This window comes from Deltaproteobacteria bacterium, assembly GCA_016219225.1.
GTDB lineage: Bacteria > Desulfobacterota > RBG-13-43-22 > RBG-13-43-22 > RBG-13-43-22 > RBG-13-43-22.
The window spans coordinates 1-13,565 of the sequence record JACRBX010000349.1; the positions used below are offsets into that span (position 1 = coordinate 1).

The 13,565-nt window shown below is 49.4% G+C and carries 17 protein-coding genes; 7 read left to right on the forward strand and 10 right to left on the reverse strand.

Annotated elements, in window-relative coordinates:
• Positions 1–119: 119 nt before the first annotated feature.
• From HY879_27985 to HY879_28000, 4 genes are all read right to left on the reverse strand, one after another.
• On the reverse strand, positions 120–314 hold the full coding sequence (locus HY879_27985) for a hypothetical protein (protein ID MBI5607190.1): 195 nt from the start codon (positions 312–314) through the stop codon (positions 120–122).
• Positions 315–339: 25 nt separating this feature from the next.
• Complete coding sequence (locus tag HY879_27990) at positions 340–816, reverse strand: hypothetical protein (GenBank protein ID MBI5607191.1); 477 nt, start codon at positions 814–816, stop codon at positions 340–342.
• A 197-nt stretch (positions 817–1,013) separates the two neighbouring features.
• Positions 1,014–1,352, reverse strand: coding sequence for a HigA family addiction module antidote protein (locus tag HY879_27995; protein ID MBI5607192.1), 339 nt, complete (start codon positions 1,350–1,352; stop codon positions 1,014–1,016).
• 11 nt (positions 1,353–1,363) lie between these two features.
• Positions 1,364–1,642: a type II toxin-antitoxin system RelE/ParE family toxin gene (locus HY879_28000; GenBank protein MBI5607193.1), complete on the reverse strand. Its 279-nt coding sequence runs from the start codon at positions 1,640–1,642 to the stop codon at positions 1,364–1,366.
• Positions 1,643–2,049: 407 nt separating this feature from the next.
• On the opposite strand from HY879_28000, the gene HY879_28005 reads away from it, so the two are divergent.
• The 7 genes from HY879_28005 to HY879_28035 all read left to right on the forward strand — a co-directional run bounded on the left by HY879_28005 (position 2,050) and on the right by HY879_28035 (position 7,482).
• Positions 2,050–2,817 (forward strand): ABC transporter permease, encoded by a 768-nt coding sequence (locus HY879_28005; protein MBI5607194.1) that lies wholly within the window; start codon positions 2,050–2,052, stop codon positions 2,815–2,817.
• Positions 2,818–2,824: 7 nt separating this feature from the next.
• On the forward strand, positions 2,825–4,069 hold the full coding sequence (locus HY879_28010; GenBank protein MBI5607195.1) for an ATP-binding cassette domain-containing protein: 1,245 nt from the start codon (positions 2,825–2,827) through the stop codon (positions 4,067–4,069).
• 4 nt (positions 4,070–4,073) lie between these two features.
• A complete protein-coding gene (gene mlaD / locus HY879_28015) occupies positions 4,074–4,562 on the forward strand; it encodes an outer membrane lipid asymmetry maintenance protein MlaD (GenBank protein ID MBI5607196.1) in 489 nt (162 codons plus the stop codon).
• Complete coding sequence (locus HY879_28020) at positions 4,559–5,155, forward strand: ABC transporter substrate-binding protein (protein MBI5607197.1); 597 nt, start codon at positions 4,559–4,561, stop codon at positions 5,153–5,155. Before mlaD ends, HY879_28020 begins: the two co-directional genes overlap by 4 nt.
• 11 nt (positions 5,156–5,166) lie before the next feature.
• Complete coding sequence (locus HY879_28025) at positions 5,167–6,186, forward strand: VacJ family lipoprotein (GenBank protein ID MBI5607198.1); 1,020 nt, start codon at positions 5,167–5,169, stop codon at positions 6,184–6,186.
• 99 nt (positions 6,187–6,285) lie between these two features.
• Positions 6,286–7,065, forward strand: a complete 780-nt coding sequence (locus HY879_28030) for a hypothetical protein (GenBank protein ID MBI5607199.1) — start codon at positions 6,286–6,288, stop codon at positions 7,063–7,065.
• Positions 7,066–7,245: 180 nt separating this feature from the next.
• Complete coding sequence (locus HY879_28035) at positions 7,246–7,482, forward strand: DMT family protein (GenBank protein MBI5607200.1); 237 nt, start codon at positions 7,246–7,248, stop codon at positions 7,480–7,482.
• Positions 7,483–7,504: 22 nt separating this feature from the next.
• Here the strand turns inward: HY879_28035 and HY879_28040 are convergent, their stop codons facing one another.
• The 6 genes from HY879_28040 to HY879_28065 all read right to left on the reverse strand — a co-directional run.
• On the reverse strand, positions 7,505–8,656 hold the full coding sequence (locus HY879_28040; protein MBI5607201.1) for a hypothetical protein: 1,152 nt from the start codon (positions 8,654–8,656) through the stop codon (positions 7,505–7,507).
• A 557-nt stretch (positions 8,657–9,213) separates the two neighbouring features.
• On the reverse strand, positions 9,214–9,687 hold the full coding sequence (locus HY879_28045; GenBank protein MBI5607202.1) for a MaoC family dehydratase N-terminal domain-containing protein: 474 nt from the start codon (positions 9,685–9,687) through the stop codon (positions 9,214–9,216).
• 259 nt (positions 9,688–9,946) lie between these two features.
• The gene (locus tag HY879_28050) at positions 9,947–11,104 is read right to left on the reverse strand and encodes an acyl-CoA/acyl-ACP dehydrogenase (GenBank protein MBI5607203.1); all 1,158 of its coding nucleotides are present in this window, start codon (positions 11,102–11,104) and stop codon (positions 9,947–9,949) included.
• A 12-nt stretch (positions 11,105–11,116) separates the two neighbouring features.
• Positions 11,117–11,824: an ABC transporter ATP-binding protein gene (locus HY879_28055; GenBank protein MBI5607204.1), complete on the reverse strand. Its 708-nt coding sequence runs from the start codon at positions 11,822–11,824 to the stop codon at positions 11,117–11,119.
• On the reverse strand, positions 11,821–12,537 hold the full coding sequence (locus HY879_28060) for an ABC transporter ATP-binding protein (GenBank protein MBI5607205.1): 717 nt from the start codon (positions 12,535–12,537) through the stop codon (positions 11,821–11,823). The genes HY879_28055 and HY879_28060 overlap by 4 nt, the downstream gene beginning before the upstream one ends.
• A 197-nt stretch (positions 12,538–12,734) precedes the next feature.
• On the reverse strand, positions 12,735–13,565 hold an 831-nt coding region (locus tag HY879_28065; protein MBI5607206.1), incomplete at its 5' end, for a branched-chain amino acid ABC transporter permease.

The following is a 13,565-nucleotide window of genomic DNA, read 5'->3' on the forward strand; positions in this document are numbered from 1 at the left end:
GTGGTAATTTTCAGGACGCCGTTGACGTTCTCAATATCCCCTTCCACTTCGGCCCAATACAGGTGCTCGGGGGTTGGGATCTTTTTTCCGGCCAGCATCGTGGCCAGTGTTCCCATCATTCACCCGGCCGTGGCGGCCACGATATGATCGAGGGTGGCCGCATGCTCCTTTTCAGGCTCGACCCTATAAAACTTCTTAATCCCCCCGTGAACGCCGTAGTAGACCGGCTCTGAAAATCCCTCAATCATGGCCCGCCGGGTCGGTCCTGTTTCCCTGACGATCTTGATCCGTGAAGTATGCACCACCTCGCCCATAATCCCTCCTTGATTTTATTATGCTTTACTGAGTCAGCGCTTTGATCATCGGGGGAAGCAGAAAACCGATCAATAACAAAGCCATGACCGGACGGAGTAAATTGACGGGTTTCAGGTTCTGTTCCCTGACGGCCGTGGCGACATGATTTGCAGCCGAGAAAGTAAAAAACATCAACATGGCCGTCACGATGGTCGCCTCCGCATACCGCCCCCAATCCAACACATAAACGAGGAAACCCGTGAGGGCCGTGGCCGCATTAGCCAGACCGGATTGAATTTGATAAGCCCGGTGGGGGGCATAGCCGATTTTCTCCGAAGCCACTTCTCCCAATATCAACGATTCGAAGGCAACAGTGCCTGACATGAGCATGACTACGAACGGCCCCAGAATATGAAATCGTGCCACGGCATCCTGGCCGAAATAGTAAGCCAAAAAAATGGCCAGTCCTATACCGACGGGCCGAAGCCACTCCATCATCATGGCCAGCGTCTTCTTAGTCATCTGGTCTCCCTTTCCCGACCATCCTCTTCACCGCACCGGGGAATGTTTTTTAAGAATCGCCGTAGCGATTCTTTTTTATTTGTAAAAATACCTTTGGCAGTTGCTTTAGAAATCTTGTATCAGGCTTTGTCAAGCATTAATCACAAATCAAGGTTTGACCCCAATTATCCAATTAAGGTTCAGATTCATTTTAAAATTTAGGCCGGTATCGCGTTTTCTAACGGTTCTTTGGCCTTATATTTAATCGGAGTTATGCGCCGCTCAATGTCCAGCCATTTTTGACGTTTAGCGATTCTAAGATCAAACTCGGACTGGAGATTGAGCCAAAACTGAGCCTCGACTCCAAAATAGCGTTGTAGCCGGAGGGCCGTATCGGCGGTAATAGCCCGCTTCCCATTAACGATTTCGCTGATCCTGTTTGGGGGTACCCCAATATTCCTGGCCAATTGGTTAATGCTGAGTCCGACAGAATCCATAAAGTCTTCCCGTAAAATTTCACCGGGGGGGATAGGTGGCAGCATGTTGTTGTTTCCCATCTAATAATACCTCAGTGATAATCAATAATTTGAACCTGGTAGGCGTTTCCATCACGCCATTCAAAACAAACCCGCCATTGGTCATTGATGCTGATGGCCCATTGGCCTTTTCTATTTCCTCTTAAGGCGTGAAATTTGTTGCCAGGGTTAAGTCTTAAGGCTTCGAGATTTGGGGCGGCATGCAAGACCATCAGTCGTTTTCTTGACTGACGTTCTATCGCCTGAAAACGACGAACTTGGCGATCATTGAATAAAGCCTCCGTGTCTCGGCAAGCAAAAGACTTAATCATATCTTGCATGCTATTACGCTTCGCGTAATATGTCAAGAAAAACTTCAGAGGCGCCGGCGGTAGAATCTCCACCGTTCTCGGTTAAGACCATTCGGTAGTCCACAATGGTTCTGTTCCAATCTTTGCCTTCGAGGTTAGGGAACCATTCGAATAAAGCATTTTCCTATGCGGAATATACTGTTAATTTTTCAAAAAATACGGGTTTGACTTTATTGACCTCTCTGCCGGCTTATTTTAATCTGTTATTATTTCAGAAAAATTCTTAATAAACCCTCATGCCCCTGCCGGGCGCCACGGATCATGAAAATATGGTCTTTGAACAACGCCATACGGAAAGCGGACACGGACTCGGTATTTTCGAGAGCGACGGCGAACAATCCCGCCGACCTTTATTGACCCGGCCCTTTATGGTTATCGGCCGAGGAGCGATCCGCTGGGTCAACAATGTGGGCGCCGGGGCCATTTTCCTCTTATTGGCCCTGGGGATGATCTTCCGGCCCAAGCAGCTTCCCAAGATCTTCCAGCAGGTCTATGACATCGGGGCCTCGTCCACATTGATCATCCTTCTGGTCGGCTTGTTCACGGGTATGGTTTTAAGCCTTCAATCTTTCCACGCCTTGGTCAAATTCGGCGCCCAGGGATCGCTCGGCACACTGGTCGCCCTCTCCCTGATCAGGGAGTTAGGACCGGTTCGTACGGCGATTATGATCACGGCCAGGGCCGGTTCGGCCATTACCGCCGAAATCGGCATCCAGCGGATTTCCGAGCAGATCGACGCCCTGGGAACCATGGGCATCGATCCGGTCAAGTATCTCGTCAGCCCGAGGATTACCGCTTCGGTGATCAGCTTTCCCCTTCTCACCGCCATATTCGACCTCATCGGCATCCTGGGCGGTTATATCACTGGCGTAATGATTCTCGGGGTAAACAGCGGCACCTACTTCTACCGCGTTCAGGCCAGCGTGAATTGGAAGGATGTCACCGATGGGTTTATCAAGGCCATGGTTTTTGCCGTGATCGTCTCCACTATTTGCTGCTACCAGGGATATTTCGCTCACCTGCGCCGGGATAGCCATGGGGCCAAGGCCGTCGGTTTCTCAACCACCTCGGCGGTGGTGTTTTCCTGCGTGCTCATCCTGGTGGCCGATTACGTGGTGACTTCGCTCCTGATTTAGGAGGCCCATGGACAATCCTTTGATTGAATTTAAAGACGTCTGCAAACGCTTCGATTTACGAATGGTCCTTGACCGGGTAAACCTGAAGATCTATGAGGGAGAAGTGACGACGATCATCGGCCTCAGCGGGGCCGGCAAAAGCGTGCTCCTCAAGCACTTCATCGGGCTGATCCAACCCGATGAAGGGACCATTTTTTTTCGGGGCAAGCCCCTTGACCAGATGACCAAGAAAGAAAAAGCCGCTCAACTGGCCCAGATCAGTTACATGTTCCAGGACAACGCCCTTTTCGATTCGATGACCGTCTATGAAAACATCGCCCTTCCGCTCCGGGAAACGACGAACCTGGGAAAAGCCGAAATCCACCGGCGGGTCATGGCCAGAATCGAACAGACCGAACTTGGAGACGGGGTCCATAAGTACCCTTCGGAACTTTCCGGCGGTATGCAAAAGCGGGCCGCCCTGGCCAGGGCCTTGGTAACCGACCCTCGCGTCGTCCTCTTTGACGAACCCACCACCGGTCAGGACCCGGTCCGCAAAAATGCGATCCTGAGCATGATTGCCGAGTACCAGCGGAAATTCAACTTTACCGCCGTCCTGGTCAGCCACGAGATTCCCAACGTCTATTTCATCTCCAATCGCATTCTCGCTCTGTACAATCGGACCGTTGTTTTTCAGGGGACTCCCGAGGAATTGGAAAGTTTCGAACACCCTTTTAAAGAGGAAGTCATCCACAGCCTCGAAGGGCTGCAGGAGGAACTGACCGGCCTGTATTCAAAGCGGCAGTTTAAGGCTCTGTATCATACCCAGTTGAAACGCCGGTCCTTGGAAGACACGTACTGTATCGGGGTGTTTACCCTGGAGAAGCTGGAAGACATCATCAATGGTTTAGGCCATGAAGCCTGTCAGGGGGCCATACGGTCCCTGGGGGCTTTTATCAATAAACACTTCGGGGCCATCGGAGGATTTTCCACCCGCCTCCACCAGAATGAAATCGTGGCCGTGGTCCCCCTTTGCGACCTGGAGGAAACCGAGGCTCTTCTGAGAGAATTTATCGAGGATTTCCAGAAACAGGGGGTTCGAGAAATCTGGGCCGAAGCCTACCGGCAGCCGCCTTCGGAGTCCCACGCCGAATTCATGATCCGCTGCGGGTTTGTGCAGGGCCGGCCCGATGTGGAAATGGAAACCCTTATAGAGTCGGCCAAGAACCGGCAAAGAGAAATAGGCCGGTTCAAGTGCCCCGGGGAGGAATAAGCCAGTGAAAAAGTATGCCATGGAAACCATGGCCGGCCTCTTTGTGGTTATCGGGCTGGTCTGTATCGCCTATATGACCGTAAAGCTGGGGCACGTCTCCTTCCTGGGCCAAAAAACCTACCCCCTTTACGCTAAATTCAGCAACGTGAACGGCCTGCGGGTCGGTAGCCCCGTGGATATGATGGGTATCGAGATCGGGCGGGTTGACCGAATCACCTTGGATCAGAAAGCCCAGATGGCGCTGGTGGAAATGGGGGTCAAGAAAGGCGTCGCAGTCTACGGCGATGCCATTGCGACCATTAAAACCGAAGGGCTGATTGGTGACAAGTATATCAATATCGACCCGGGGGGCGCGGAAAAACCCCTTAACCCCGGGGGAACCATTATCGAAACGCAGCCGGTCGTGGACATTGGGGATATCATCGGCAAGTATGTCTTCGGAGGAGTCAAGAACCCGGAGGAAAACAACCAGATTGGGAAAGGCAAACCATGATCAAACTATTCGTTTTATTGAGCACCTTCATCCTCTTTCTTTTTACCCTTCCCTCCGATGCCGGTCCGCCGCTCAACACCATCGAAACGAATGTCAACCAGGTTCTCGAGATATTGCGCGAAAAAAATATCAAGGAAGAGATAAAAAAAGAAAAGCTCCGGGTTATCTATGGACAGATGTTCGATGAAGTCGAACTGGCCAGACGGACGCTGGCGCGGAACTGGGGCAAATTGAGTCCCGCTCAGCAGCAGGAGTTCGTCCGGCTTTATCGACAGGTACTGGAAAAGGCTTACATCGATAAGATCCTTTCTTATACCAACGAAAAAATTGTTTTTTTCAAAGAAAGCCTGCTCTCCAAAAATCAATCCGAGGTTTACACAAAAATCGTCACCTCATCAAAGGAAATCCCCATTCTCTACCGGGTGATTTTAAAGGACAACACCTGGAAAGTCTATGATGTCGTCGTGGAGAATGTCAGCCTGGTCCAAAACTATCGCAGCCAGTTCAACGCCATCCTGGCTAACCATACCCCGGATCAACTGCTCGAGATTTTACAAAAAAAGGTGAAGGGCCAACAGAACCTCAAAGAATAGAGATTCAAACCATGAAACGACTCTTATTCCTGGCTTTATTGGCTTTTGCCGTCTCAAGCTGCGCCCACAGCCCTTCCCCTGATTGGTCCCCTTCCTCCGCCGCTGTCCCCCCGCAGACCCCGCTGCTCATGGCGTCTTCCGATGCGGAACGGATATCCCTGAAATCTCCGAAGAGGTCCTGGACACCGGAAAGCGGAACTAGTGATAACCAGGAAAACCGCCAGGCACGGCAGGAAGCAGAGGGGGAAGAGGCCAAACCGATGGCCGCCCCTCCGGAACCTTTGAAATCCTCTTCCGAAGAGGCGGTGAAAGACGGGAAAGAGAACGCCGAAGACAGAAACAGCCTCCAGGAGGAAGAGGTGGCGGAAGAGGAAACGGAGGCATCGATTGCCGACCCGCTGGAGCCCTTCAATCGGGCCATGTTCCAATTTAACAACAAACTGTACTTCTGGCTGTTCAGGCCCCTGGCCCAAGGATATAATAAAGTGGTCCCCGAGCCGGCACGGAAAAGTGTCAAGAATTTCTTCACTAATCTCGGATTCCCGATCCGTTTTGTCAGTTCCCTCCTTCAGGCGGACTTCCAGGGTGCCGCCACGGAATTTGGGCGCTTCGCGGTGAACACTCTGTGGGGCGTGGGGGGTTTATTGGACCCTTCTTCAAGCCAGCAACTGGATATTCCCAAAAAGGAGGCGGACTTTGGGCAAACCTTGGGGGTCTACGGGGTGGGCCAGGGTTTCTACCTGGTCTGGCCAGTACTTGGACCCTCCAGCGCACGGGATTCGATCGGCATGGTCGGTGACTATTTCCTGGATCCCGTCAGTTATATCTCCCCCTGGTACGATTCCATAGGAGTCCGGGGGTACAAAGAAGTGAACGATATCTCCCTGAGGCTCGGAGACTATGAATCTTTCCTGGAGGCGGCTATTGATCCCTATGTGGCGCTGCGCGATGCCTATAGGCAATACCGGCTGAAGAAGGTCGAAGCGGGGAAAGAAAAAGCCGAGCCCGCCAGACCGGCGGGAGTGCGATAGGTTGAAAGGAAAGCCTGTCGGCCTGACCGGCCTGACCTTCGTTGCTTATGATGCTTATGCTGTGGGAGAGGTGAATCCATGAGGAAAGGGCGATTCCTGATGAATGGGCTTAAAGTGATTGGGGTATGGGCTTTCATACTTTTTACCATCCAGGGAACGGCGGCCGCCGGCGGACCGTTCGGCCCGCCCCGGCCCCTTTCCAAAGAAGAAGGGGGATTAGCTACGGCTATCGGCCATTGGCGCTACCAGGATGAATACACGAACGGGAAAGGACAGGTGATCAGACAAAATCAAATTTATTCCCAGTTGGGTTATGGGAAAAAAAATTGGGAAATATTCGGGCGAATCGGGATAGCCGACTTGAAAATCTCCGATGCCTTCCGTTCCACCCTGGTTTCGACGGTGACTTCTAAAAATGATTTTGAAGATAACTGGAATGGATTCGGGACGATGGGAGCTAAGGGGTTCTATCCTTTCAACGATCTCTTCGGGATTGGGGCCTTTTTCCAGGGCGCCACCTCTTTCCGGGATTTCACCGATCATGTTTCCGGGACCTCTAATGGCGCTCCCCTTCAAAGGGAACTCAAAGTGAGCCGGTTTTGGGAGGTGAATTTCGGCCTTGGCTTTCAAGTCGCGATTCCTCATGGTCTGAAACTCTATGCCGGTCCCTATGCCTGTTATTCGGAAGCCACGGTATCCTTGTCCCAGACCGTCCCCGGTCTGACTTCTGATACAGGGAACTTCAGGATTCATAACCGGACAAACATAGGGGGATTTGGCGGGATTTACCTGCCCCTGGGCCGGGGATTCCATTGGAATATTGAAGGGCAGTATTCCGAAAAATTTTCCTTTGGGACTGCTGTGACCTATTCTTATTGACTGGCTGCCGATGGCCTGAGACAGCCTTCCTGTTTCCAGCTTTTTGTCATTTTTTTGCTTGACATCCCGGGCCGGTCCTTTTATAAATCAGCCCGTCTGATTCCCCTTAAGGAGGACTATAAGTTTCCGGCATGACTATTATCATTAAGAGCGCTGTTGTTGACTTTTTCCAACCTTTTTATGACTTTTGCCTGGTATGCCCATCTTAAAAATCTGAGCAGCAAGCCCTGGTACCTGGCCGCCCTGGCCAGTTGGGGAATCGCCCTGCTGGAATACCTGATCCAGGTCCCGGCCAACCGCATCGGCTATACGGTCATGAATCTCGGCCAACTGAAGATTCTTCAAGAACTGATCACTCTTTCAGTTTTTGTCCCATTTTCCATTCTCTCTCTGGAGGGTTGCCCCTCCAGAGGCTGAATAGAACCTGTTTTAAGATAAATTAAAAAACAAACTGGAACTGAACCCCGCCCAGCCATTCCTTGCCGAAGTCGGGTTTGGCGGCGTCATTGGGCTTCTTGCCGTAATCATACATCGTGAATTCCGGGACCACATAGAAGCTGTCGGCGACCTTACAGCTAATGCCTATACCAACCATGGTCCGGGTAACGTTGTCATCCCCGGTTTTCCAGACATCGCTGTTGCTGGCTTTATCATAACCAAAATAGATATGGGGGGTGACTGAACCGATGTTGTAGGAAAGATCCACAAACCCATTCAACCCAGTGGTATTTTTGACCTTCCCGGTCGAATCCCTCAGATAGGAATGAAAACTGCTTTGCAGGGCTAGGACCCCGCTTAAGTTCTGGCCGTAGCCGGCTTGAACTACTCCGACAAAACCACCGGCAGTCACCTTCACCGGCAGTACAGCCAACCAGGAGGTCATGGTATCGTCAAACCCGCCGGGCATTTTATCCCATTTGACCTGCTGGTATAAACCAGCCGGAAAGAGGCTGATCACCCCGAAGTTCATCATTAATTTGGCGGCCACTGCCGGCAAGGTCGCATAGGAGGTCCGGGTTTGGTCGACATAAACATTAGGCTGCAGCAAGGTAATGGCATATCCGAAAGCCTTGGAAACATTCTGGGTGAACCGCACTTGCGGGTTCCGGGAATCATAAATACTTCCCCAGCCAAAGCCGCCAACATGGGCGCCATTATTTAACCCGATGTTTTGATAGGGACTCAGGGTGTATACGTACCCATCGTTTTTACCGGCCAGGATTTCGCAGTTGCCGAACCGGTACCAACCGTATAATTTGCGGGTCTCGATATAGTTGGTGACCCCTGCCCCAACGCCGTTGGTGGCCATGACTTCTCCGCCGTTACCCAGTTCCCAGTAGCCGCCGACTTTCCCGACTTCCAGGGATCCCCTTACACGGGAATGATTGGGTACGGCAGTAATAAACTGCGTTTGATCATCCACGCCCGTCAAATTTTTATCTCGATTCCAGTACCCGAAATCGGTCAAGAATAAACCCCCGATATACATCTTTTCACCTTTGGCCCCTTCGACCGTGAAGGCCTGAGCCGTCATGGCCAAAGCGACTAATAGAACTACCACTAAAGCAAGTATTCCTGATTTTTTCATCATTTTTTTCCTTTCCTTTCCGACTGATTAAAAACTTTTAAACAACCCGAATGCCAAACTTGAATACTCAAACAGCTTTTTTTGATTTTTCCCTGAAAACCACCCCCCTTCCCCTTATTCTTACTCCTGCTTGCCTTTTGGTTTTTTAATAAGCCCTCATACCTCCCTCCCCTTTGAAACCTCGAATCCAGGTTTTTTTCACTTGAAACTTGCATCTTGCAACTTTATTTTTAAACTGACCCCCGACCCCATTTTTCGCACTAACCCCTCATGCCCCAGGGCATCTCGAAACAAGAAATTTGTTTACTCCGAACTTGATTTTCCGGACCTTGAACCTTGACCCTGAACCGTATTTTCGAATTAAACAACCAGGGGCAAATAAAAAAGCGGCATGGCAGGAGGGTAGGGCTCCTTACCAGCCGCTTTTTTTATTTCTTACGCCGCCCTGAGGTTGGCCGACCCCAGAGCGGACCCCTGTAATGCTCTCCGGAAATCCCGGATTTCCGGAAAGGGCCTTCAGCAGTCAGCGATCAGTAAGCTAAAAGCTGAAGGTTGATTGCTCACATCGCTTCCTTTTGATAATCGGACTTTCGCATCATCAGTCTCAGGAAGCCTTCAATCACTTTTTTTTCTTTCTGGTTCATCACCTCAAATTTGATCGTTATGACGCCTTTATCCCTGCTCTTTGATTCTTGCATCCCGGTTACGGTCAGCTTCGAATAAATAGTATCATTGGCCCGGACAGGCAGAAAAAAAGTCCATCCGGTTTCGAGCAGGGCCATTACCGACCCATCCCAGTACCCGAGTTGATTGAACTTCCCGGTCATCTTGGAAACGGTTACAAGACCGTGGGCAATCCTCCCGCCAAAGGGGGTCGTTTTGGCAAACTCCTCATTGGTATGAAGGGGATTGTAATCACCGGAGAAGCCGGCAAATTGGATAATGTCACCCTGATCAATAGTTATGCCGTCGGTCTGAAATGTTTCGCCAAGAGAAAAGTCTTCAAAGTATTTTATATTAGGATTAATCTTCATCCTTTGTTCCCTCCCGAATTATAATTATGCTCTCATGCCCTATGGAGAACCACGAATGGTTCAAGGTTCATGGTTCATGGTTCAAGGTTGGGAAAAACCCATTTTTATGATTCGAGGTGCCTCAGCGCAAAAGGAGCGCGAAGGTTTAATGCGAAAAATAGGATTTCGAGCTGCAAGCTGTAAATCTCAAACCTGAAAAACCCTGAACCTTGTACCTTAAACCGTCTTTTCATTTTAAAGCCATGCAAATCACCAATGATCAATACGATCTGGGCAAACCAAGCTTCTCGGCCAAAAAGTTGCGTACCATTTCATTCGTAATGGGGGCAAATTCAAATAGCTTGGAGTCCCGCCAATAACGTTGCATGTCGTATTCCATCGTGAATCCATACCCGGCAAGAATCTCCATCCCTTTTGCTGTCGCGTATAAGAAGGCCTCAGAGGCAGCCAGTTTGGCCATGTTGGCCTCTATGGCGCAGGGTAACCCGTTAGATTGAAGCCAGGCCGCCTTATAGATCATCAGACGGGCCAGTTCGATTTTAGTAAACATGTCGGCCAGATAATGCTGGATGGCCTGAAATTGGCCTATCGGCCTGCTAAAAACAATCCGCTCCTTGGCATATTGAACGGCGTCATTGAGGGCCGCCTGAGCACCGCCGGAACAGAGGGCGGCAATGACGATCCTTTCATTGTTGAGGGTGTCCAAAAGGTGATACCAGCCTTTATCTCTTTCGCCCATCAGATTTTCTTTAGGAACCATGACGTCTTCAAAAAAAATTTCGCAGGTGCCCAGGGCTTTTAACCCCACCTTTTTAATCCTGTTAATCGTTATGCCCTTGGTCTTCAAATCGACCATGAAGATGGATATGCCATAAGACTTCTTCTGGACTTCCTTGGTCGTCCTGGCCATGAGCATGATATAATCACTGATGTGCGCCCCCGTAGTAAACATCTTTGAACCGTTAATAAGATAATGATCCTCCTTTTCCTCAGCCTTCGTTTTTAACCCCAGGGCATCGGTACCGCTATGGCTTTCCGTTACCCCCAGGCATATTTTAATATCGCCCCCGGCCAACTTCGGAAGGTAGGCTTCCTTTTGCTTTTCATTACCGAAATACCTTATGGTGGTCGGTCCAAAACAATTAAATTGAAAGAAGGCATCCCCGAGCACGAACATCCCCTTAGCCAATTCCTCAACTGCCAGGACCATATCCATCACATTACCGCCCATCCCCCCGTATTTTTCCTCGATGATCAGCCCCAGCATGCCCAATCCGCCCAATTTATCCCATAAGCGATGGGGGAATTCCTCTTTTTCATCTATTTCCCGCTGAAAGACTCGTGGGCATTCTTTGTCGACGAATTTTCTGATCGTCGCCCGCAACATCTCCTGCTCTTCAGTAATAGTAAAATCCATGATCAACCTCCTCTAATCCATTCCAATATAGGCCCGTTTAATATCCGGGTTTTTCAACAACTCCTGACTCGGGCCTTGTAAAAAGACACGGCCATTTTCATAAACATAGGCTCTGTGTGAAAGTTCCAAGGCTTGGACCACGTTTTGCTCCACCAACAAAATGGTAACGCCGGAGGCATTCAGACTTTCGATAATCCGGTATATTTCGTCAACAACCAGCGGAGCCAATCCTAATGAAGGCTCATCCAGCATCAAAATTCTGGGATTGGCCATCAGTGCCCGGCCGATAGCCAGCATCTGCTGTTCGCCTCCCGATAAAGTCCCGCCTCTCTGTCCCCCCCTGGCCTTCAAAACCGGGAAGAGCTCTAATACAAAATCGAGTGTTTTTTCCCTCTCCGCTTTGGATTTTTTGATAAAAGCCCCTATCTCAAGATTTTCCAAAACCGTCAGAGAATGAAAAATCCTTCGCCCTTCCGGAACCTGGGCAATACCCAGTTGGACGATCTTATGAGGAGACAGCCTGTCGATTCTCTCTCCACAAAATGTAATTTGGCCGTTTCGGGGCCGCGCCATTCCGGAGATGGCCGATAAGGTGGTGGTTTTGCCTGCTCCGTTAGAACCAATCAGGGCAACAATCTCTTTTTCGTTGACTTCCAACGATACGCCAAAGAGAACCTGCATTTCTCCATAGCCGACCTCGATATTATTTAATGTCATCATAATCTTTTTCTCCCCAAGTAGGCTTCAATGGTTCTTTCGTCCTGGGCGATTTCATTAGGCGTCCCTTCGGCAATTTTTGACCCGTGGTTCAAAACGATAATTTTGTTCGACAACTGCATGACGATGTTTAGAATATGCTCAATGAATAAAATAGTCATTTTTTGTTCTGTATGAATTTTTTCTATAAGATCCATCAGTTGGCTGCCTTCCACCTTATTCAGGCCGGCCATGACTTCATCAAGCATCAAAAGGGTGGGTTTGGTCGCTATGGCCCGGGCCAGTTCCAATCTTTTTTTACCGGCCAAGGTCAGGGTGTTGGCCAGATGGTCCCTTCGGTCAATGAGCTTGACTTTTTCAAGGATCTGTAGGGAATAATCTTTGGCTTCGGATAGGGTGGGTGCCCAGTTCAAGGCGCCGATGATTACATTTTGAAGAATATTCAAATTCATAAAGGGTTGGACTATTTGGAAAGTGCGTGTTAATCCTTTTTTACATATCCCGCTGGGACGCCAGTTGGTAATATTTTCTCCCTTAAAAAATATTTTCCCCGAAGTCGGATGCAAATATCCTGAAATGAGGTTAAAAAGCGTCGTTTTTCCCGCTCCATTGGGTCCGATGATGCTAATAATCTGATTATTTTCAACTTGGAAGGAAAGGCCATAGATCGCCGTCATTCCCCCAAAACTTTTTGTTACATCAGTTACTTCCAGCATCTTTTCCTTTCTCATTAAATTAGAATTGATGAGTTCGTAAAAAATCCGGGAGATCCCAACTCCGTCATTCCCGTAGAAACGGGAATCCAGTGTCTATAATTGGGTACTCCTGGTCTGGATTCCCGTCCCCGATTAAGGCATTCGAGGACAGGCTCTGCGCGGGAATGACGAGTTTTGACATAGTCCACAGAACTGATTCACCATTTTTCTATGGCGCCGACGATCCCCTTGGGCAGGAATATGATCACCAGCATCAACATCAGTCCATAAGCAATCAGATGAACGGATCCCATTTGTCCCAAAAAGACGCGGAAAATTTCGGAGATCAGTTGCAGGATACAGGCGCCTACCAAGGGACCGAAAATCGTTCCAATGCCTCCGATAATTACCCCCGATACGATTTCTATGGAAAAATTTAAGGACAAATTGATATCGGGCGAGATATACATCAAATATTGTGCATAGAAAACTCCCCCAAACCCTGTCAGGAAGGCGCTGATCCCTGAGGCGATCACCTTATATTTACTCGTATGCACGCCCACTGTTTCGGCCGCATCCTCGTTTTCCTTGATGGCTAATAAGTAATAGCCGATTTTAGACCTCACCAATTTGGTGCTGATAAAAACAACCGATAGCACCATGGTCAAAATAACATAATAGTACATAAACTTTTCCGAAAATTGAAAATTGCCAATTGAACTTTTGGTCATGGGAATTAATAACCCGGAGGCCCCCCCGACAAATTCCCAGTGGAGGGTTAATAGTCTTATTATTTCTGAAAAGGATAAGGTCAGAAGGGCAAAATACATGCTTTTCAACCCATATCGTGCCGCCAGATAGGTTATCCCCATTCCGATCAGGGCGGTAAAAACGGCCCCTATGAACATTCCGATCCAGGGGGTTATTCCCATCTTAATAAAGAGGCTTACCGAAACGTAGGCACAAATCCCGGCCAGGGCGCCATGTCCTAATGATAACATTCCGGTGTAACCGCTTAAAATATTCCAACAGATTCCCAAATAGCCATA